Genomic DNA, 19614 nt, shown 5'->3' with positions numbered 1-19614 from the left:
ACACACCTCATATTAGTGTAGCGCGGTCAATTTAGATTAAGGATTAATCATTGGATACTGTCAGCCCAAAAGGTTCAGTTTCAGGGGCATTACTGTTGGCCCGTTTTGAGCTAAAAAAAATCTTATTCAGCACGCGAGGATTAGTTGCGGTTATCGCATTTGCCTTTGTTTGGTTACTGATTTTATGGTATCCAGTAAAGGAAGCTTCTGTGTACCTGTTTTCAACTGAATTTAAACAATTTATTACTGCTCTATTTGGTGAAAATTCAGTCAGCGAACTGTTTACTTGGCAAGTGCCTGAAATGGCAATTGTGTGGATTGCCGCCTTATATTTGTTTCCTCTATTTAGTATTTTAGTCAGCGCTGACCAATTTGCCTCCGACAGGGCGAGAGGTACTTTTCGCTTTTTAACTTTGCGCACCAGTCGGGATACGCTATTTTTTGGCCGTTTTACTAGCTACTTATTGATCCAAGCGCTTCTACTGTTACTCACCTTATTTGCGACTTTGTTACTCGTCGCCTACCGCGATATCAGTGCCATATTGCCAGCTCTAGGCTCAAGTCTCTTTGTGTTTGTGAACATCATGATAGTGCTGCTCCCTTATACCGCTTTAATGGCCATCTTATCGCTATACGCTAATACTGCACGTCAGGCCACCATTTATGCCGTACTCCTGCTGGCAGGTATCAGTATTATTAACAATATTGTGGATTATTACCTACCTGGACTGAGCAACCTACTGCAATGGCTCGCTCCTGGTGCACAGCTGTCGATGATGATCAATACCCATGGGGTTAGCAGCCTGCCTATTGCATCCATTCCGCTAGTTCAAGCAGCGGTACTATTGATATTAGGAAGAACTTACATGGCGAGGATCGCATTATGAGCCTTATTAACTGTCACAACGTTGGTAAATCTTACGGTCACAAACGCGCATTAGATCAAGTGAGTTTTGAGCTTGAAGCTGGGCAGGCTGTGGCATTGGTAGGCCCCAATGGCGCGGGCAAAACTACACTTTTTTCATTATTGTGTGGCTATATAAGTCCCACCCAAGGTGAGATACACATTTTAGGTCATCGTCCCGGCAGTAAAGCACTACTCGGAAAAGTTGCCGCGTTGCCCCAAGACGCACGCTTAGATCCTAATTTGACGATAGAAGCACAACTGGCCTTATTCGCACAATTACAAGGCTTTAATAAACAAGCAGCCTTAGTTGAATGTGAACGCGTACTTAACCTTGTGGCTCTCAATGAGATAGCCAAACATAAGCCCTTGGCACTCAGCCATGGCATGAGTAAACGAGTTTCTATCGCGCAAGCCTTGATTGGCTCACCTCAATTAGTCTTACTCGATGAACCCACAGCAGGACTCGATCCCGCCAATGCCAAAGCCATTAGAGAGCTAGTACGAAACCAATCACATCAAACTACCTTTGTGATCAGCTCTCATAATCTCGATGAACTGGAAAAACTGTGCGATAAAGTGCTCTATCTTGATAAAGGCAGCTTGAATCAATCAGTGTCGATTAAAGATGAGCAAGCAACACAATACTTAACCTTAACCATGCAACATTGCGATACAGAGGCGCTCGTCACGCAACTTTCGATGTGGCCGCAAGTTAACAGTATTAAAAACAGCCAATACAACGAGTTTGTGATCCAGTACAACTTAATGCAAGACTACGAGCTCGAAAGTCAGTTATTTAAACTGTTTTCATCACAAGGCTGGACATATCGTACTTTACAGCGTGGTAGAACCTTAGAAGATAAGCTGTTCTCTAACGAATAACCCACTTATTGTATTTATCAAACCAGTGATCACACTTAAAAAGCCAGCGCCAATGCGCTGGCTTTTTTTATCAGCTCTCATTCAGCAACATGGACCATTTAGCTTGGTGCACTAAAGCAGGCATCAAAAAGAGCTTAAGGCTCAACGTGAAGGCGATTGATTACAACGAGGCGGTTTGTTCTGGAGACATTTAAGTTAACACAAAAGTGTCAAGCTAGTGGTGAGTAGGTATTAGTCGGTCGATAGAGGGCCGATGACAAACTAGAGGCCAAAGATAGAAAATGTTATTGGGAAACACAGGCAAAAAAAAGAGCCACTATGAATAGCAGCTCTTACAATTCTGTTCAGTAGCTAAATGCTACTAAAAGGTCAGCTTAAAGAACAGTTACGTTCTCAGCTTGTGGACCTTTTTGACCTTGAGTCACAGTGAACTGTACTTTCTGACCTTCGTCAAGAGTTTTGAAACCGTCAGAGTTGATTGCACGGAAGTGAACGAAAACGTCTGGGCCAGACTCTTGCTCGATAAATCCAAAACCTTTGTCAGAGTTGAACCACTTAACAACGCCAGTAACTTGAGACATGATATAAATCCTGTAACTAAATAAAATAAAGCCTTAAACGGCAGTAGAGCTGGAAAATGCCGGTTTTACTTATGTTAACAGGACGAACTGGTCGTATTGAACACATAAAGTTAAGCCCAACTTTCAAGCTGTAATCACTATAAATCATTCTGGCGGTATGTCAACAGCCATTAGGCATACTAAATATGGTTTTTTACTTTAATTTCTGTCAGTTGTTCGAAATCATGCCAAAGAATGAGGCCTAACAAACAACCTATTTTTTTCTAAGTAAAAAAATTAATAACCTAAACAATAGCTAACAATTTAGCTGGCGCGAAAAACCTCAATTTTAAAATCGAGCTCACAACTAAGAGATCCACTCATCAACCTCTGTTTTTGTTCATCCGTTAACTTCCAGCTGTAGGGGGTCATGGTCAAAAAATGTTGAATATCCGCGCTATCGTTTAACTGCAAATTCTGCTCTACCCGCTCACTATAAAGATGAGTAAATCCCGCTATCTGACTGATAATGTCTGGCTGTGGTCGAGGATTATCATAAATCAACTCTTTAAGAGCGAAGTGATGTTGAGGCCCGGCCGACACAGTAATTAACGTTGCACCGCTTTTAGCTACCCGTCTGAGCTCAGCATCCAGTGACGGCGCATAAATTCGTAGCAGCAGATCGAAACTCTTGTCCTCAAAAGGCATCTCAAAACTGCTAGCGACACAAAAATCGATATCTGGATAACGTTTAGCCGCGTACTTTAACGCGGATTTCGAAATATCGACACCATTCAAAGTAAATGCCCCACGCTGAGCCATCGCTTGATGTAATCTATGTGAGTAATACCCTTCGCCACAACCAATATCCAGTCCAGATGTGGCCTGTTCCCCATATTCAGCGGCGAGTTGATTAACACGATCGCTCATGACTTGATAATAACCTTTGTTAAGAAATTCACGACGAGCGAACATCATCTCTTTGTTATCGCCAGGATCTTTCGAGCGTTTTTTCTGTACGGGTAATAAATTAACATACCCCTCTTTGGCGCAATCAAATCGATGGTTATTTAAGCAGTACCAAGTCGTTTGCTTAAGACTTAAAGGTTGCTGACAAATAGGGCAACGGTAGTTCATTGTGTTATTTCCAAAAGAGAAACTTAAAAATAGAGTTTAAAATAATCAACATTGAATCTGGCTTATGGTTAACGATGACTAATCGTCGTTATCATCAACCAATATTTGCTCTACCATAGCATTAAGCTCTGGCGGTGCGAGTAATTGGTAAGAGGCCAGTTTACGCTGCAGCAAGTCTGAGTGTTCCACCTGATTAGCTGCATAATGCCAATTAGTACGTTCAGCCGATTGCTGATAATGCCTGGCAATCAATTGCTGACGGCGATGCAATTGCTTATCAAGGTTTGTCATCAGGTCAATAATGCTACTTTGATGCTTAATACCATTATCACTAGCAAAACGGCTCAGCTCTCGACGCACCATGTCGAGCTCACTAAGTTCTAATAACAAACCTTGCTCATTCGATGCAAAATCAAACGGGTGTGCAAGTATCGTCTGTGCACGTCTTAAAGCGTTAGGGCCGCCAAATAAACGAAGATCTTTTTCGAGTTCAATGAGCTGCCATCTGCAACCTGAATCAATCGAAAAACGTAATTGTGTTTCTATAGGCTCAATATAAATGTTCAATCCTTGACGGAGTAAACTGATACATAACGAGAGTGAATAACCTAATCCAGTAAATAAGCGAGCCCCTTGTCCAAGCCCTCGAAACAACCTAGGAGTTAGATATGGCATAGGAATATCATCAAGCGGTACAAGATTCAGCTGCAATAAAGGATGGACACGAGCTATTAATCCACTCGCTGCTCCAGAATCTTCAACGACAACAAACTCAGCAATATGGCCATCCATTGTCTGTAATAAACAATGTTCGCTTACCTGTTCATTAAGGGTTAATACCAGACGAGAGGCTGTCGAAATGTCGATTAACTGTGGTTGCGTAAGTAACGATTCAAACATGATATTCCCTTTAGATAGAGCATTATTGTACCTTTGTTGACACATTTCTGCTAATTCTAAAGAGGCTTAAACTCAGCCTAGTAGCGATAAATATTGGCTTGCAATGGCACTTAATAGTTTGTCGATGCTATGATAGGCAACAATATTCACTCTGTAGTTTTTTCTATGTCATCGACTCATTCAGCAACTATTTTTTGGCACGATTATGAAACATTTGGCGCTAATCCTGCGAAGGATAGACCGTCACAATTTGCTGGGATCCGTACTGATTTAGATCTCAATATCATTTCAGAACCCGTAACCTTTTATTGTAAAGTCGCCAGTGATTATTTACCTTCCCCAGAAGCGATTTTAATCACTGGCATAACGCCACAATTGGCAAACATGAAAGGGGTGCCTGAAGCCGAATTTATGGCCAAAGTGCATGAGCTATTTTCTGTGCCTAACACCTGTGTAGCGGGTTACAACTCCATTAGATTTGATGACGAAGTTAGCCGTTATGGGTTTTATCGAAACTTTTTTGATCCCTACGCCAGAGAATGGCAACAAGGTAATTCTCGCTGGGACATTATCGATCTGGTCAGAGCCTGCTATGCACTACGTCCTGAAGGTATCAATTGGCCAACAAAAGATGATGGCAGCCCTAGTTTTAAGCTCGAGCATCTTACACGAGCTAATAATCTCAGCCATGAAAAAGCACATGATGCGATGTCAGATGTGTATGCCACCATTGCCATGGCGAAACTGATAAAACAGACACAGCCTAAGCTATTTGAGTTTTATTTTGGCCTACGCAAAAAGGCTGAAGTAGCTAAACATATCGATGTACTCAATATGCAACCTTTGCTGCATGTCAGTTCAAAAATCAGCGCGTTACATGGCTGCACCACTCTCATTGCACCGGTTGCCCATCATAATACCAATAAAAATGCGATTATTTGTGTCAATTTGACCATGGATGTAACCCCCCTTATCGAGCTCGATGTTGAGCAGATAAAACAACGTATGTATACGCCCCGCACAGATTTGGCGCCAGATGAACTCCCTATTGGATTAAAACAAGTCCACATCAATAAATGCCCGTTCATTGCGCCAGCAAAAACCTTAACCGATGACAATGCCGAGCGGCTAAACATAGATAAAATATTTGCCAGGGAGCAATACAAGCGTTTAAGGCAACATCCAGAGATCCGAGAAAAACTGGTAGCTGTATTCGATACGGAACATGACAATGAAATAAGCGACCCCGATTTACAGCTATATAGCGGTGGTTTTTTCAGTAGTGCCGATAAGAATAAGATGGAGATCATTCGTCATACCCAGCCACACAATCTAGCCGCACTGGAACTGAATTTTGACGATCCTCGCCTTAAAGAGATGCTATTTAGATATCGTGCACGTAACTACCCTGAAACGCTAGATGACTCAGAGCAATACCGCTGGCGTGAATTCTGTCAGCAGCGCCTCAATGACCCCGATTACATGATAAAACTGGAAACCCTGCTCAACGATACTGAGGGTGATGAAGAAAAGCAGAAATTACTTCAAGCCTTATGTCATTATCTTAGCAACCTATAGTTAACAAGCTGAGTAAATGCGAGCCTGATCGCATTTACTCAGTAACTTAATTACTAAAATGATTTATCAATTGCCTAACCATTAAGGAAATAGCTCATGCAAGATAGATTTATTCACTGCATAGCTCAGCTACCATCGACCTTGGCTGATAAGTTAGTACCCATCTTAAATGACGACTTTGCCGGTCATATCGATGCACAACAAATTGCCGATTTAGTTAAAGTCACTCAATTACCCATTAATCAACTACTCTTAGCACTGTTGCCTGTGGCTGCGGCGTTAGCAAAGCCCCCCATCAGTGAATTTTATGTCGGTGCCATTGCCAAGGGCAAAAGCGGCGACATTTACATGGGCGGGAATATTGAGCTAGATGGCGAGGCCCTTTTCCACAGTGTTCACGCCGAACAAAGCGCCATTAGCCATGCTTGGTTAAGTGGTGAAAGCGTCATCGAAGATATCATAGTCAATGAGTCCCCTTGCGGACATTGTCGCCAGTTTATGAATGAGTTAGTTGCGGGCCAGCAAATCAAAATCCATCTACCGAATCAGACCACTCAACCACTGTCACATTACTTACCTTATGCGTTTGGCCCAAGCGATCTAAATATCACTCAGCCATTATTGTCTAAGCAACAACATGAACTTGCGCTAGATAGTACAGATCCCATGGTAATTGAGGCGTTGGATCATGCCAGCTTAAGTTATGCCCCTTACACTGGCAGTTATGCCGCCGTCGTGCTCGAAACCCGTGATGGGCAAACCTTCTGTGGACGTTACGCCGAAAACGCCGCCTTTAATCCGTCTATGCTACCGATGCAGATGGCGTTATCTGCCATGGTGCGTCACAACCGTGACTTTAGTGAAATAAAACGTGCAGTATTGGTCGAATCGGGTGAGGGAAAGATTTCCTTGGTCGGAGCCTCAATGGACGCCTTGCATGCCTCTGCGCCAGTGGAACTTGAGCATATCGTGCTCGAACCAAGCAAATAAACACCTTTAATTGAGCCCAATAACAAAAAGGACTGCATTGCAGTCCTTTTCCTATGTACTCACCTGAGCATTAACCGACTATGTCATCACAACGGCCTGATATGCTTATTTACGGTGTCTTTCTAAACGCGATAACAAGCTAGAGGTATCCCAGCGCTGGCCACCACTGGCCTGCACGTCACAATAAAATTGATCCACCAAGGCGGTTAAAGGCAGCTGCGAGCCATTACGTCTAGCCTCATCTAATGCAATACCTAAATCTTTACGCATCCAATCAACGGCAAAACCTAAATTATATTCCCCTTGCCACATGGTCTGATAACGATTTTCCATTTGCCAAGACTGCGCCGCGCCTTTGCTGATCACCTCAACCACTTTTTCGCCATCAAGCCCTGCACTTCGCGCAAAGTGTAATCCTTCAGCAAGCCCTTGGACTACACCGGCAATACAAATTTGGTTAACCATTTTAGTCAGCTGGCCACTGCCAACCTCACCTAACCGCTCAGCACAACGTGCGTAGGCTTGCATCACAGGTTTAGCGGCATCAAACGTGGTTTGTGCACCGCCGACCATCACAGTCAATACGCCATTTTCTGCGCCCGCTTGACCGCCAGAGACTGGCGCGTCGATAAAACCAACATCTTTAGCTGCCGCTGCTGCGCCAATCTCACGCGCAACGTCGGCTGAAGCTGTGGTATGGTCAACCAATACGCTACCAGGCAGCATCGCCGCCAATGCCCCCTGCTCACCTAAGATAACCGCACGTAAGTCATCATCATTACCAACACAAACAAAGACAAAATCTTGTCCTTTAGCAGCATCGAATGGGGTTGCTTGGTATTGTCCACCGAACTCTGCTGCCCAAGCTACCGCCTTTGCTGTAGTGCGATTATAAACTGTTACCTCATGCCCCTGTTTCACTAGATGACCCGCCATTGGGAAACCCATGACGCCTAACCCTAAAAATGCGATCTTTGCCATTTGTAGTCCTATCTTTTTAATTGATGTTTTTACCGTCGAAAAATACGGCTTAAATTGTGGGTACAACACATTGTACCTTTAAAAATGAGTCTTTAAAAAAGGCCTTTTAAAAAGAGATTGATAGGCCTATGTAACCGTGAACAATGAGCTCAAATGAAGCTCAATATGCATCATATAACTTACTGCCGCAATGATGGCTTGTACGCTGTGCGCATAGTAATGCCAAAACAAGGAAGTCTATCAGGGCGTAAAGGTTTATTTGTTGCTGAAAGTGATGAGATTCATGCATTCGGCCATGTTCACGCTTAGTGGCAATTAACTGAAAGGAAATAGGCTGAATGAGGCCTGTATTCAAAATGAAACTGATGAGAGTCACATTAGATTTTTAGCTGTAGAGTGTGGCCATGATGAATAGCTGAGCATAAAAAAGGTGCCCATTGGCACCTTTATTTCAATCGATTAGGGCTTTAGATGCGCCGCCATCTCTGCCCCAATTTTTTTACGCATATCCATTAATCGAATAGCCGATTCACGCATCTCTTTATCACCGTCTGTCTGCGGTATCCATTCAGGTACCTCTGTCGGCTGCCCATCATCATCCACTGCGACCATGATCACCACGCAATGTGTTGTCAGATGACGCTCGGCATGTTTTGGGTCACCCGCTTTTACATCAATCCCCAAATGCATTGACGTACGTCCGGTATAAACCACTTTGGCGCTAACTTCGACAATATTGCCTACATGAATAGGCTTAACAAAACGAATCCCGCCAGCATAGACAGTAATACAATATTTACCACTCCATCCAGCTGCACAGGCATAGGCAGCTAAATCGATCCACTTCATCACGGCGCCACCGTGAACTTTCCCTCCAAAATTGACATCGGCCGGCTCGGCTAAAAATCGTAGTGTGATGTTTCTTTCTGTTCCAGCCATGTAATTTAACTCTGTATGATCACCTGATTAAAGTGTACTGCAAATAGCGTAAATCGAATATCTAAGATTGACGATTTACGCTGTAATATTAAGCAAACATCATCACTAACCAACATGAAAATAGGATTAACGGTAATGCTAAGCGAAATAGCCACAATTGCACCGAAGCAGTAATAAAGCGATCGAGTTTCAACAGGCGATAGGCTATCAGGCCAGTAAGAAACAACATTAAGACCTCAACCCCGGCAAGCGTATTGGTATCGCCACCGGTATAAATCGCCGTGACTAGCAGCGCAAACCACACAGATGCAAATGCTGTGGCAGCGCAGACAAAGGTTTTCATTCCTATATTGAGCTTTAGCTTGCTTTCGCCACGGATCATAGTACTTAAATTCGCAGTTAAAGCCCCCACAATTAGCATTAAAGGCGTAACGAATATATTTAGCACGGTAGTTTCCTAATCATAGCTGTAATCTAAACAGAGTCGGATTATCTACCGATACCGCGGGCTTGCCAATAGAGATGAATTAACATTAACCCTTATATCATCTAGCGTTAATCACCCATAAAAAAAGCACCCTAAGGTGCTTTAACAGAAGCAAGCTGGTTTATTCACCACGTTTAAACAATAACGAACCATTGGTTCCACCAAATCCAAATGAGTTACAGAGTGCGTACTCAAACTGATGTTGGCGAGCTTTATGGGCAACGAAATCCAAATCGCATCCCTCATCAGGATTATCTAAGTTCAGCGTCGGTGGTACTATCTGATCGCGCAGGGCCAATAAGGTAATAATCGCCTCAACCGCACCAGCTGCACCTAATAGATGGCCAGTCATCGACTTAGTTGAACTCACCAATAGCTCATAAGCATGTTGCTCAAAAACAGATTTAACTGCTGCCACTTCCGCTTTATCACCTGCTGGTGTCGACGTGCCATGAGCATTAATGTAACCCACTTGTGTCTTATCAATACCCGCATCATTGATGGCGTTAACCATAGCCGCAGCAGCGCCTGCACCATCAGCCGGTGGCGAAGTCATATGGAAAGCGTCACCGCTCATACCAAATCCGACCAACTCACCGTAGATAGTGGCGCCGCGCGCTTTAGCTCGCTCATATTCTTCTAATACCATTACCCCTGCACCGTCACCAATAACAAAACCGTCACGATCTTTGTCCCATGGTCGGCTAGCCGCACTCGGATCATCATTTCGCGTTGACAATGCTTTAGCTGAACCGAAACCGCCTACCGCTAACGGACAAGTTACATCTTCAGCCCCGCCAGCAACCATCACGTCAGCATCGCCATAGGCAATGGTGCGGGCAGCAAAACCAATGTTGTGTACACCAGTAGTACAGGCAGTCGTTACCGCAAAGTTAGGTCCAGTCATACCATATTTGATCGACAGATGACCGGCTATCATATTGATAATGGTGCTAGGCACAAAAAAGGGCGAAATCTTACGAGGGCCGCCTTTTAATAACGCAGAGTGACCTGCCTCGATAAGCGGCATACCGCCCATACCAGCACCAATAGCGGTGCCAACACGGGTTGGATCTTCTTGCTCCATGTTTAAGCCAGCATCTTCTATGGCTTGAATACCTGCAGCCATACCATACTGAATAAACAGATCCATCTTACGCGCTTCTTTTTTGGGCAGATACTGCTCAACATCAAAATCTTTTACCGACCCACTAAAACGGGTCGAAAATTCAGATGCATCAAATTTTGTGATTGGCGCGATACCGCTCTGTCCTGCAACTAATGCTTTCCAGGACGTCTCTACGGTATTGCCTACAGGAGTGACGAGACCAAGACCTGTTACGACTACACGACGTTTAGACACGTTTTCACCTTTTGACTAAAGTAATGATGATATGCCCCAAGAGGCAATGAAATGATTGGGCTTACTAACGTTATAGCACATTGAGGGGCGAGAGTTGCCTCTGCACACGAACGGTGCTGAGAATGTTCATAAGCCTAAAACAAAAACAGGCGGCATAAATGCCGCCTGTTTTGTAGAATTCAGTATTACTGATTCTTAGAAACGTAATCGATCGCTGCTTGAACAGTAGTGATCTTTTCAGCTTCTTCATCAGGGATCTCAGTGTCAAACTCTTCTTCTAGAGCCATTACCAACTCAACGGTGTCCAGAGAATCTGCACCTAGGTCGTCAACGAATGATGCTGCTGGTTTAACGTCTTCTTCTTTAACGCCCAGTTGCTCGATAATGATTTTCTTTACACGTTCTTCGATGTTGCTCATTAGTTTTCTTTCCTATTCAAATTACGCACTTGCGTAAGATTGCGAGTAGTTTATTCAATTTGGTACACAATGCAAGCTTAACTTTTGTGGTCTAACCACGAAACTTACGCAAATTTACGTCCAAATTCAATTAAAATCAGCCAGTTATTTTAACTGACGATTACACCATGTACATGCCGCCGTTCACATGTAGAGTTTCCCCTGTAATGTAAGCAGCTGAATCCGAGGCTAAAAATAGTACAGCATTCGCAATTTCTTGCGGTTGACCTAATCTTTCCATCGGAACTTGCGACATGATACCCTTTTGCTGCTCTTCAGTCAGCTCATCTGTCATATCAGTCTGAATAAATCCAGGTGCTATAGCATTCACTGTTATTTGACGAGATGCAACCTCTCTGGCCAGAGATTTTGTAAATCCGATCAATCCTGCTTTCGCAGCGCAGTAGTTAGTTTGGCCTGCATTGCCCATTGTACCGACAACTGAGCCAATGTTAATAATACGCCCCTGACGCTTTTTCATCATAGTACGCATCACCTGCTTAGAGGTGCGATAAACCGATGTTAGATTCGTATCGATAATATCGAGCCACTCATCTTCTTTCATGCGCATTAACAAATTATCACGCGTGATACCTGCGTTGTTAACAAGAATATCAACATCGCCAGCTTTTTCTTTGATCGAGGTAAACAATTGGGCCACAGATTCACTGTCGGTCACATTTAATACTAATCCAAACCCCTTGTCCCCAAGATACTCTTGGATAGCTGCTGCGCCGCGGTCACTGGTAGCCGTACCAATAACGGTGGCTCCTGCTTGCACTAATGTTTCAGCCACTGCGCGACCAATACCACGGCTTGCACCTGTAACTAAAGCAACCTTGCCAGTTAAATCAATAGTAAAACTCATTAATGACTCCTTTATTCGCTAAGTGCAGCAACGGTGGCAGAATCGTTAGCCACTTTAGCACTCAGTGATCGATTAATTCTTTTCGCTAGACCCGTTAATACTTTACCAGGGCCGACTTCCACTAATTGTGTTACACCAGCGCCAGCCATAGCATCTACTGTTTCAGACCATCTTACAGGACAATAAAGCTGACGCACTAAGGCATCTTTGATGGCGTCAGCCGCTTGCGGCGCGGCAACATCGACATTATTGATAACCTCAATGGATGGTACATTAAATTCAATAACCGCTAAGGCTTCGGCTAACTTGTCAGCAGCGGGCTTCATCAACTCGCAATGTGACGGCACGCTCACTGGCAGTGCCACAGCCATTTTAGCACCTGCGGCTTTACATGCAGCAGCAGCACGTTCTACCGCTGCCTTTTCACCAGCAATAACCACTTGACCAGGACTATTATAGTTAACTGGGCTAACGACGGCGCCTTGAGCAGCTTCATCACACGCCGTTTGGATAGCGTCATTATCTAAGCCGATAATGGCATACATAGCACCGGTCCCAGCTGGGACAGCTTGTTGCATCAATTGACCACGAAGCTCAACCAGTTTTACCGCGTCAGTAAAGCTCATCACACCAGCGCAGACTAAGGCTGAATATTCACCTAGGCTGTGACCTGCCAACATGGCAGGCTTAGGTGCATTAGTTGATGCTATCGCACGCCAAATGGCAACACTTGCTGTTAGCAATGCTGGCTGGGTTTTATCGGTCTGATTAAGGGTTTCGGCAGGGCCATCTTGAACCAATTGCCAAAGGTCATAGCCCAGCACTTGGCTCGCCTCATTAAAAGTTTGTCCAATAATCTCATGCTCTGCAGCTAAATCAGCCAGCATTCCTACGGCCTGAGAACCTTGCCCTGGAAACACATAAGCAATCTTTTCCATTTTTATACCTTTGCTAAATCAATGTATTGTATAAGGAACAACACTAAAAACGAACTAATGCACTACCCCAAGCAAATCCTGCACCAAAGGCTTCTAATAACAATAGTTGACCACGTTGAATACGACCATCACGCACCGCTTCATCCAGTGCAATAGGTACGGAAGCCGCTGAAGTGTTACCATGTTTTGCTAGAGTTAACACCACTTTATCTAAACTCATATCGAGTTTTTTAGCGGTCGCTTTTATAATGCGGAAATTAGCTTGATGAGGAACTAACCAGTCGATATCAGCTTTATCAATTTGATTAATACGTAATGTTTCTGTGACCACATGCGACAATTGCGTTACGGCAACTTTAAACACGTCATTGCCTTTCATCGTCATGTAACCTACTGCTTCAGAACTTTCACCCGCTCGCGGTGGGAATGCACACTTAAGCAGATCACCTTGACGACCATCAGCATAGATATGAGTCGATAAGATACCCGGTGTATCCGAGGCACCAACCACAGCCGCGCCAGCACCATCACCAAATAAAATAATCGTTGAGCGATCTTCAGGCTGACACAGACGTGATAATACATCGGCACCTATGACTAACACTTTTTTAGCCGCGCCAGTTTTAACAAACTGATCTGCAACCGATAAAGCATAGACAAAACCTGAACACGCAGCAGCGACATCAAATGCGGGAATAGTGTGAACACCGAGTAAAGCCTGGATCTCACATGCGGCGGCTGGAAAAGCATTACTGGCACTGGTGGTGCCACACACTATCATGTCTAACTCACTTGCTGCTATACCGGCCATTTCAAGCGCTTTAACTGCGGCTTGATAACCCATGGTCGATACAGATTCATCTTTGGCCGCTATTCTGCGCTCTGAGATACCGGTACGTTCAACAATCCACTGATCACTGGTTTCCACCATTTTTTCCAGATCGTGATTGCTACGGACTTGCGCTGGCAAATAACTACCAGTTCCGAGAATTTTTGTATGCATAAGGAGATATCAGTTATTTATGTCTAAAAGGATCGACTCAAGACGTTCTTCAATCATCTTGGGGAGTCGACGTTGCGCTTCGGTTACTGCCAAACTAATTGCTTGCAAATAGGCAGATTCATCGGCACTTCCATGACTTTTTACTACAATTCCGCGCAATCCTATCAGACTTGCCCCGTTATAGTGGTCGGGGTTCATCTGATTTAAAACACTATTGATACGCGGAGCGATTAACTTTGCCATTAATCGTACAAAAAAGCCTTGAGTTAACCCTTTCTTTAACTGATGTACGAGAAGTCTGGCGATCCCCTCGGAAGTTTTAAGCGTAATATTACCGACAAACCCATCACAGACAATGACATCCACATTACCTAAGTAAATATCATCACCTTCAATAAAGCCGGTGTAATTAATTTGTGGAGTCTGCTGCAATAACTGCCCAGCTTGCTGGACTTGATCGTTGCCTTTTATCTCTTCAATACCAACATTGAGCAAAGCCACTTTAGGTGAAGGAGTCTTATCGACCGCTTCACACAATACCGACCCCATCACTGCAAACTGAAATAAGGTTTCCGAGCAACATGACACATTTGCCCCTAAGTCGAGCAAGTAAACCGGCTTCTGATTGACTGCAGGCAGACAACTGACTAAAGCGGACCTTTGTCGATGCCGGGTAAGGTTTTCAGTAATACTTTAGAGATTGCCATTAACGCACCAGTATTACCGGCGCTGATACAGGCTTGTGCCTTGTTATCACGAACTAATTCAATGGCGAGGCGCATTGAACTTTGCTTACAATTACGCAAAGCATGCACTGGGCGATCGCACATTTTTACCACTTCAGTGGTATGAATAATTTCAATTCGTGACAGTAGTGACGATTCACATTGGCGTAATAGAGGCTCTATTTGCGATCTATCGCCAACCATAATGACATTTAGGAAGGGGTATAAGCGAAGTGCCTGCAGGGTTGCAGGCACTGTGATGCAGGGGCCAAAATCGCCCCCCATCGCATCTAACGCAAGCGTCAGATCAGTCATATAATTATCAACAAATTACTTGTTGATAACCTTTTGACCACGGTAGAAACCGTCTGCTGTCACATTGTGACGACGGTGTAGTTCACCACTCGTAGCATCCACTGACAATTGAGCAGTGCTCAATGAATCGTGTGAACGGCGCATACCGCGCTTTGAACGAGATTTTTTATTCTGTTGTACAGCCATTTGACCTGTCTCCTAGATTACTTGCTCTTCAGTTTTTCTAACACTGCAAACGGATTTGGACGCTCCTGTTGAGCGGGTTCAATCTCGCCTACTACTATATCTTGATCGCCTTGGCTGCAACTTTCGTCAACATGCATCGGGATCAGAGGCATAGCTACGATCAATTCATCTTCAATCAATTGATGCAGACGAACTTCACCTATCTCATTGCACTCAATAGGGTCATACGCATCCGGGAGCTCATCGATTTCTGCCTCAGACCCGCAAGGGCTAAAACAAAAGTCGACCGTAACCTCCGTGGTAAATAGTGCCATGCAACGTTGACAATTCAGAGTGAGCTCCGTCACAGCCTTCCCTTTCAGGTAGACTATCCCCTGTATATCTACGCCACATTCAAGCGACACTGCCACATCGGAACAGTCGCCGGCACATAATTCATTTAACCTTTTTAACTGCACACCAGGAACCATGCCTTCATAGGAAAGCTTGCTTGCCGCTGCGCGGTTTGGATCAATTGAAACCGGTATCTTTACTGTTTGCATAAGGCGCGCATATTATAGTTTGAATTACTCTTAGTCAAAGGAAAATTCACTACCTTCATCATCCAAGATAGTTATTCTTAAAAACTCATGAATAAATCAAAAATTATTGGAGGCAAAATTCTACCCAAGCGCTCAGTGATACTCAAGCCCCGCGCGCTTAAAATAGAAGCATTCATTCACTAATTTTAGTCGAATACTGACAGATTTTAGTGGGTAGTCGCACAATGTGACACAATAAGGCTTTGCCTAGCGTACTTGCCAGCCATTGTCAGTACGATTGTATGCCATTATCTTATCTTGAAATATCTTATATAAAGGCCAATTAATGACTCCGTCCATTGTTTTAGCATCGACCTCTAGCTACCGTAAATCACTGCTGGAAAAATTATGTATTACTTTTGATACTTGCGCACCCGATGTAGATGAAACCCCCAACATCGATGAAACAGCACCCGATTTGGTGATGCGCTTGGCCGTGGCCAAGGCAAAAGCCGGGGCTAGCGGAAAAACGTCAGGGCTCATTATTGGATCAGATCAGGTAGCCGTTGTTGATGGTCAAATCGTGGGAAAACCCTTAACCGAAGCAAACGCAGTAACCCAGTTGATGAACGTCTCAGGTAAAAGCGTTACCTTTTATACTGCCATAGCGCTCTACAATGTGGTTGCTGACAGCGTTGAGGTGAGATGCGAGCCCTTTATTGTCCACTTTAGAGAGCTCACGGAAACGCAGATACGCTACTACATAGCCAAAGAACAGCCATTAAATTGTGCCGGAAGCTTTAAATGTGAAGGATTTGGTATCGCCCTGTTTACTCGCCTTGAAGGGCGCGACCCCAATACCCTAGTGGGGCTGCCTCTTATCGCGCTCACCGAGATGTTACTCAATCAAGGAGTCGATATCCTCACCCCGCAAGCCGATCCTAAGCTTATCTAGGGTGAAGTCAGCCATCAAACGGTTAAACAGACAAAGCAAACTCAGACGAATGAGTAAGAGCATAAGTTATTTTGATGTCGCTGAGGCGGTGATTGTTTGGGCTACACTAATTTACCTCAGATCGGTTTAACGTAACACTGAAATCACGTTGAATTCTGCTGATGTAATATTGAGTTGTGGCTTATTCTCTTTGAGTTGATAAGCCACTAAACCTCCTATCACATTAAGCATGAAACCATGTACGCTGCGGTGCCGCGTATGCTCTATTTGTGAGATGTTTTTTAGCTGGTCATTGATTGTTTCGATAATAAATCGTCTAGAAAGCATGGCTCTATCCCATAATGATAAAGCCTTTGCTTTCATGTTTTTACGCACGTTATTAACGATAGTTACCCCACGTTCTAATAGGTCGCCTGCTAACGCTTTGCCGATATACCCCTTATCAGCATAGAGTTTATCCATTGATTCAACGACCATACCTTTTACGGGTTTCGTGTCATGCACATTCGCAGGTGTTATTTTGGCTGCAACGATGCCGCCTCGATGGTTCACAATAAGATGAAGTTTAAAACCATAGAACCAGCCCATCGTGCCTTTTCCTCGGCTGGCGAGACCTGCTAGCGTTTTATGCCTTGGAATTCGTAAATTATGACAAACCTTAATGCTCGTTGAGTCAACGAATTCGATGCCTGTTGGGGCGCTTTTTAAAGAGGAAAAATAACTGCACATTGGAATGACTGTACTCGGCATGACTTCAAGAAATCGAGTGTAGCTGAGTAAGTTTGGAAAATCAGATTTGTAGAAACGAGCCAGATATCCTGTGTAAAAATTCTTGAAGTCACGATGATTAGACATATGGAAGGCAATGATAATTGTCATAATTTCACTCATCGTCATTCTGCCAGCGCGCTTACGCTTGCGGGTTCCATCAGTTAGACACTGTTGTTCCCATTGAGGAATAAAAGCATTACAAAAATCATCGACATCACAAAATACATCCACTAAATTATTCATATGCCCTCTGCGTGATTGATTAATCTTGGTCGAGAGATCTGATCACAAAGAGGGCTATTAGTTCAATTTCTTATCCCGAGTTCAGGTTAATTTGAGTAAACCAGCTTTGAGTAAACCATCGTAATCGTTAGCGTCTACACGCTAGCGATTACGAAAAAGCAACCAGTTTAACTACCGCGCAGCGGTGATCGCGGCAAATAGGTCGGGAGTTGATGAGACAATCGCAACAGGTAAGGCTGCACTTAATCGCGCTGCACTATGGGCGCCATAACTCACACCAATGGCATCCATTCCCGCATTTCGGGCCATATTGAGATCATGAATAGAATCACCAATCATCACCGCCTTTTCTGGTGCCACCGTCAATTGCTGTAATAATTGCTGCAACATTTGTGGATGCGGTTTACTGTGGGCTTCATCAGCACAGCGACTGGCGACAAAGTGTTGATCAAATCCAGTCTCATTTAAGACCCTATTCAATCCTGCTCGGGCTTTGCCAGTCGCCACAGCCAATTGATGCCCCGATGCCTTCAAGGATAACAACAACTCCTCCGCTCCATCGAAGACGGGGCTTGGAGTTTGGTTAAGCTGCAAATATTGTTCACGATAGACATTAATCATATTCTGCCGAGTCTGATGACAGGCACTGGGGTGCAATACATTTAACGCTTCATCCATCGACAAACCGATAATATCGCGCACCGCCGTCTCAGTAGGCACCAATAAGCTCAACTCTTTTGCCGTTTGTTGCATACATGCCACAATTTTACCGACCGAGTCCATTAGCGTACCGTCCCAGTCGAATATGACTAATTCGTATCGTTTCATACTTTTTCCAATTTCGATAATAGCTGTTCTAACGCCTTATCTAATGGCGCCTTAACCTGCATAACCTCTTCCGTACTCGGATGAATAAATTTAAGCTGCGCCGCGTGTAAGAACAAACGGTTGAGCCCAAGTGCTCGCATTGAATCATCAAAATTCTGCTCACTGTACTTATCGTCACACGCAATGGGGTGCCCCGCATATTGGCAATGCACCCGAATTTGGTGGGTTCGCCCAGTAACAGGACTTGCCTGCACTAACGTTGCCCCTTTATAACGCTGCTTTATTTTAAAGCGCGTCTCAGAGGCTTTACCCTCTTGATTGACCCGCACAATTCGCTCACCCGATTTTAGGGTCAGTTTTAATAGTGGCGCGTTTACGACTTTATCATGGCTCTGCCACTCACCACGCACCAGTGCATAGTAATCTTTCTGCATTTTTTTATAACGCAATTGGTCATGCAGATGCTTAAGCGCACTGCGTTTCTTAGCGATCAGCAAAACGCCCGAGGTGTCTTTATCTAATCGATGCACTAATTCAAGAAATTTTTGTTGTGGCCTGAGTGAGCGCATCGCTTCAATGACACCGAAATCAACGCCACTCCCCCCATGTACCGCAATGCCAGCAGGCTTATTAAGCACAATAAGCCAGTTATCTTCAAATACGATGCGCGCTTCAAGTTGCGAAACCTTGGTCAACTTAGCGCTCGGCGCGGGCTTGTCGTCACTGGCTGACACCCGAACAGGCGGGATGCGAACAATGTCGCCATCTTGTAATTTATACTCAGGTTTAATCCGTTTCTTGTTCACCCGCACTTCACCTTTACGCACGATACGATAGATCATGCTTTTCGGGACGCCCTTGAGTTTAGTCACAAGAAAGTTGTCGATTCGCTGGCCTAAATGATCCTCATCTATGGTGACCAATTCGACTTTATTTAAGGGTTGTTGATTATTCATGCTACGCCTTGCTCTCGTTCAAGCCGCTTATTGTACACAACTAACAACTTTTATGCCTTTCCATTTGCTGAATTTCTGGTTTGTTGCTATATTTGCCACGCCAATCGGGTTAAATGGTGAATA

The 19614-nt window shown here is 44.2% G+C and carries 21 protein-coding genes and 1 pseudogene; 5 read left to right on the top strand and 17 right to left on the bottom strand.

Annotation, left to right across the window (positions count from 1 at the left end; all coding sequences use genetic code 11):
• Positions 1-50: 50 nt before the first annotated feature.
• On the top strand, positions 51-887 hold the full coding sequence (locus AC5YBZ_RS07165) for an ABC transporter permease subunit (protein WP_494543612.1): 837 nt from the start codon (positions 51-53) through the stop codon (positions 885-887).
• Positions 884-1789, top strand: a complete 906-nt coding sequence (locus AC5YBZ_RS07160) for an ABC transporter ATP-binding protein (RefSeq protein WP_494543611.1) — start codon at positions 884-886, stop codon at positions 1787-1789. Before AC5YBZ_RS07165 ends, AC5YBZ_RS07160 begins: the two co-directional genes overlap by 4 nt.
• A gap of 374 nt (positions 1790-2163) precedes the next feature.
• Here the strand turns inward: AC5YBZ_RS07160 and AC5YBZ_RS07155 are convergent, their stop codons facing one another.
• From AC5YBZ_RS07155 to AC5YBZ_RS07145, 3 genes are all read right to left on the bottom strand, one after another.
• Entirely contained in the window at positions 2164-2370 is a 207-nt protein-coding gene (locus tag AC5YBZ_RS07155; RefSeq protein WP_028764848.1) for a cold-shock protein, read from the bottom strand.
• Positions 2371-2673: 303 nt separating this feature from the next.
• Entirely contained in the window at positions 2674-3486 is an 813-nt protein-coding gene (gene rlmA / locus AC5YBZ_RS07150) for a 23S rRNA (guanine(745)-N(1))-methyltransferase (RefSeq protein ID WP_494519415.1), read from the bottom strand.
• Between the two features lie 78 nt (positions 3487-3564).
• Positions 3565-4386, bottom strand: coding sequence for a hypothetical protein (locus AC5YBZ_RS07145; RefSeq protein WP_494519416.1), 822 nt, complete (start codon positions 4384-4386; stop codon positions 3565-3567).
• Positions 4387-4551: 165 nt separating this feature from the next.
• On the opposite strand from AC5YBZ_RS07145, the gene sbcB reads away from it, so the two are divergent.
• Positions 4552-5964, top strand: a complete 1413-nt coding sequence (gene sbcB / locus AC5YBZ_RS07140; RefSeq protein WP_494519417.1) for an exodeoxyribonuclease I — start codon at positions 4552-4554, stop codon at positions 5962-5964.
• A 96-nt stretch (positions 5965-6060) separates the two neighbouring features.
• Positions 6061-6954 (top strand): cytidine deaminase, encoded by an 894-nt coding sequence (gene cdd, locus AC5YBZ_RS07135; RefSeq protein WP_494519418.1) that lies wholly within the window; start codon positions 6061-6063, stop codon positions 6952-6954.
• Between the two features lie 105 nt (positions 6955-7059).
• Here the strand turns inward: cdd and AC5YBZ_RS07130 are convergent, their stop codons facing one another.
• The 11 genes and pseudogenes from AC5YBZ_RS07130 to yceD form a co-directional block, all read right to left on the bottom strand.
• Positions 7060-7935 carry an NAD(P)-dependent oxidoreductase gene (locus AC5YBZ_RS07130; RefSeq protein ID WP_494543610.1) on the bottom strand — a complete coding sequence of 292 codons (876 nt, stop codon included), beginning with the start codon at positions 7933-7935 and terminating at the stop codon, positions 7060-7062.
• Between the two features lie 459 nt (positions 7936-8394).
• Positions 8395-8874, bottom strand: coding sequence for an acyl-CoA thioesterase (locus AC5YBZ_RS07125; protein ID WP_494519420.1), 480 nt, complete (start codon positions 8872-8874; stop codon positions 8395-8397).
• Positions 8875-8962: 88 nt separating this feature from the next.
• Positions 8963-9322 carry a hypothetical protein gene (locus AC5YBZ_RS07120; protein ID WP_494543609.1) on the bottom strand — a complete coding sequence of 120 codons (360 nt, stop codon included), beginning with the start codon at positions 9320-9322 and terminating at the stop codon, positions 8963-8965.
• 160 nt (positions 9323-9482) lie between these two features.
• On the bottom strand, positions 9483-10724 hold the full coding sequence (fabF, locus tag AC5YBZ_RS07115) for a beta-ketoacyl-ACP synthase II (RefSeq protein WP_494519422.1): 1242 nt from the start codon (positions 10722-10724) through the stop codon (positions 9483-9485).
• A gap of 185 nt (positions 10725-10909) precedes the next feature.
• Complete coding sequence (gene acpP / locus AC5YBZ_RS07110; protein ID WP_011865403.1) at positions 10910-11143, bottom strand: acyl carrier protein; 234 nt, start codon at positions 11141-11143, stop codon at positions 10910-10912.
• A 160-nt stretch (positions 11144-11303) separates the two neighbouring features.
• Positions 11304-12050, bottom strand: coding sequence for a 3-oxoacyl-ACP reductase FabG (fabG, locus tag AC5YBZ_RS07105; RefSeq protein ID WP_494519423.1), 747 nt, complete (start codon positions 12048-12050; stop codon positions 11304-11306).
• A gap of 11 nt (positions 12051-12061) precedes the next feature.
• A complete protein-coding gene (fabD, locus tag AC5YBZ_RS07100) occupies positions 12062-12988 on the bottom strand; it encodes an ACP S-malonyltransferase (protein WP_494519424.1) in 927 nt (308 codons plus the stop codon).
• A gap of 43 nt (positions 12989-13031) precedes the next feature.
• The gene (locus tag AC5YBZ_RS07095; RefSeq protein WP_494543608.1) at positions 13032-13991 is read right to left on the bottom strand and encodes a beta-ketoacyl-ACP synthase III; all 960 of its coding nucleotides are present in this window, start codon (positions 13989-13991) and stop codon (positions 13032-13034) included.
• A gap of 9 nt (positions 13992-14000) precedes the next feature.
• Positions 14001-15031 (bottom strand): annotated as a pseudogene (plsX, locus tag AC5YBZ_RS07090) (phosphate acyltransferase PlsX).
• A 15-nt stretch (positions 15032-15046) separates the two neighbouring features.
• On the bottom strand, positions 15047-15217 hold the full coding sequence (gene rpmF / locus AC5YBZ_RS07085) for a 50S ribosomal protein L32 (RefSeq protein WP_020913118.1): 171 nt from the start codon (positions 15215-15217) through the stop codon (positions 15047-15049).
• A gap of 17 nt (positions 15218-15234) precedes the next feature.
• Complete coding sequence (gene yceD, locus AC5YBZ_RS07080) at positions 15235-15759, bottom strand: 23S rRNA accumulation protein YceD (RefSeq protein WP_494524659.1); 525 nt, start codon at positions 15757-15759, stop codon at positions 15235-15237.
• Between the two features lie 325 nt (positions 15760-16084).
• Between yceD and AC5YBZ_RS07075 the strand changes: the two genes are divergently transcribed.
• Positions 16085-16693: a Maf family protein gene (locus tag AC5YBZ_RS07075; RefSeq protein WP_494543607.1), complete on the top strand. Its 609-nt coding sequence runs from the start codon at positions 16085-16087 to the stop codon at positions 16691-16693.
• A 126-nt stretch (positions 16694-16819) separates the two neighbouring features.
• Here the strand turns inward: AC5YBZ_RS07075 and AC5YBZ_RS07070 are convergent, their stop codons facing one another.
• From AC5YBZ_RS07070 to rluC, 3 genes are all read right to left on the bottom strand, one after another.
• The gene (locus AC5YBZ_RS07070; RefSeq protein WP_475514295.1) at positions 16820-17707 is read right to left on the bottom strand and encodes an IS982 family transposase; all 888 of its coding nucleotides are present in this window, start codon (positions 17705-17707) and stop codon (positions 16820-16822) included.
• 171 nt (positions 17708-17878) lie between these two features.
• On the bottom strand, positions 17879-18535 hold the full coding sequence (locus AC5YBZ_RS07065) for an HAD-IA family hydrolase (protein ID WP_494519429.1): 657 nt from the start codon (positions 18533-18535) through the stop codon (positions 17879-17881).
• Positions 18532-19491 (bottom strand): 23S rRNA pseudouridine(955/2504/2580) synthase RluC, encoded by a 960-nt coding sequence (gene rluC, locus AC5YBZ_RS07060; protein ID WP_110456148.1) that lies wholly within the window; start codon positions 19489-19491, stop codon positions 18532-18534. The genes AC5YBZ_RS07065 and rluC overlap by 4 nt, the downstream gene beginning before the upstream one ends.
• Between the last annotated feature and the right edge of the window lie 123 nt (positions 19492-19614).

The organism is Shewanella sp. 553 (genome assembly GCF_059338375.1).
The sequence above is the reverse complement of the archived record's forward strand: the minus strand, read 5'-3'. Positions and strand labels throughout refer to the sequence as shown.

Coding starts and splice junctions, on each gene's coding strand:
- AC5YBZ_RS07160 (WP_494543611.1), top strand. CDS start 884: ATGAGCCTTATTAACTGTCACAACGTTGGTAAATCTTACGGTCACAAA.
- AC5YBZ_RS07155 (WP_028764848.1), bottom strand. CDS start 2,370: ATGTCTCAAGTTACTGGCGTTGTTAAGTGGTTCAACTCTGACAAAGGT.
- rlmA (WP_494519415.1), bottom strand. CDS start 3,486: ATGAACTACCGTTGCCCTATTTGTCAGCAACCTTTAAGTCTTAAGCAA.
- AC5YBZ_RS07145 (WP_494519416.1), bottom strand. CDS start 4,386: ATGTTTGAATCGTTACTTACGCAACCACAGTTAATCGACATTTCGACA.
- sbcB (WP_494519417.1), top strand. CDS start 4,552: ATGTCATCGACTCATTCAGCAACTATTTTTTGGCACGATTATGAAACA.
- cdd (WP_494519418.1), top strand. CDS start 6,061: ATGCAAGATAGATTTATTCACTGCATAGCTCAGCTACCATCGACCTTG.
- AC5YBZ_RS07130 (WP_494543610.1), bottom strand. CDS start 7,935: ATGGCAAAGATCGCATTTTTAGGGTTAGGCGTCATGGGTTTCCCAATG.
- AC5YBZ_RS07125 (WP_494519420.1), bottom strand. CDS start 8,874: ATGGCTGGAACAGAAAGAAACATCACACTACGATTTTTAGCCGAGCCG.
- acpP (WP_011865403.1), bottom strand. CDS start 11,143: ATGAGCAACATCGAAGAACGTGTAAAGAAAATCATTATCGAGCAACTG.
- fabG (WP_494519423.1), bottom strand. CDS start 12,050: ATGAGTTTTACTATTGATTTAACTGGCAAGGTTGCTTTAGTTACAGGT.
- fabD (WP_494519424.1), bottom strand. CDS start 12,988: ATGGAAAAGATTGCTTATGTGTTTCCAGGGCAAGGTTCTCAGGCCGTA.
- AC5YBZ_RS07095 (WP_494543608.1), bottom strand. CDS start 13,991: ATGCATACAAAAATTCTCGGAACTGGTAGTTATTTGCCAGCGCAAGTC.
- rpmF (WP_020913118.1), bottom strand. CDS start 15,217: ATGGCTGTACAACAGAATAAAAAATCTCGTTCAAAGCGCGGTATGCGC.
- yceD (WP_494524659.1), bottom strand. CDS start 15,759: ATGCAAACAGTAAAGATACCGGTTTCAATTGATCCAAACCGCGCAGCG.
- AC5YBZ_RS07075 (WP_494543607.1), top strand. CDS start 16,085: ATGACTCCGTCCATTGTTTTAGCATCGACCTCTAGCTACCGTAAATCA.
- AC5YBZ_RS07070 (WP_475514295.1), bottom strand. CDS start 17,707: ATGAATAATTTAGTGGATGTATTTTGTGATGTCGATGATTTTTGTAAT.
- AC5YBZ_RS07065 (WP_494519429.1), bottom strand. CDS start 18,535: ATGAAACGATACGAATTAGTCATATTCGACTGGGACGGTACGCTAATG.
- rluC (WP_110456148.1), bottom strand. CDS start 19,491: ATGAATAATCAACAACCCTTAAATAAAGTCGAATTGGTCACCATAGAT.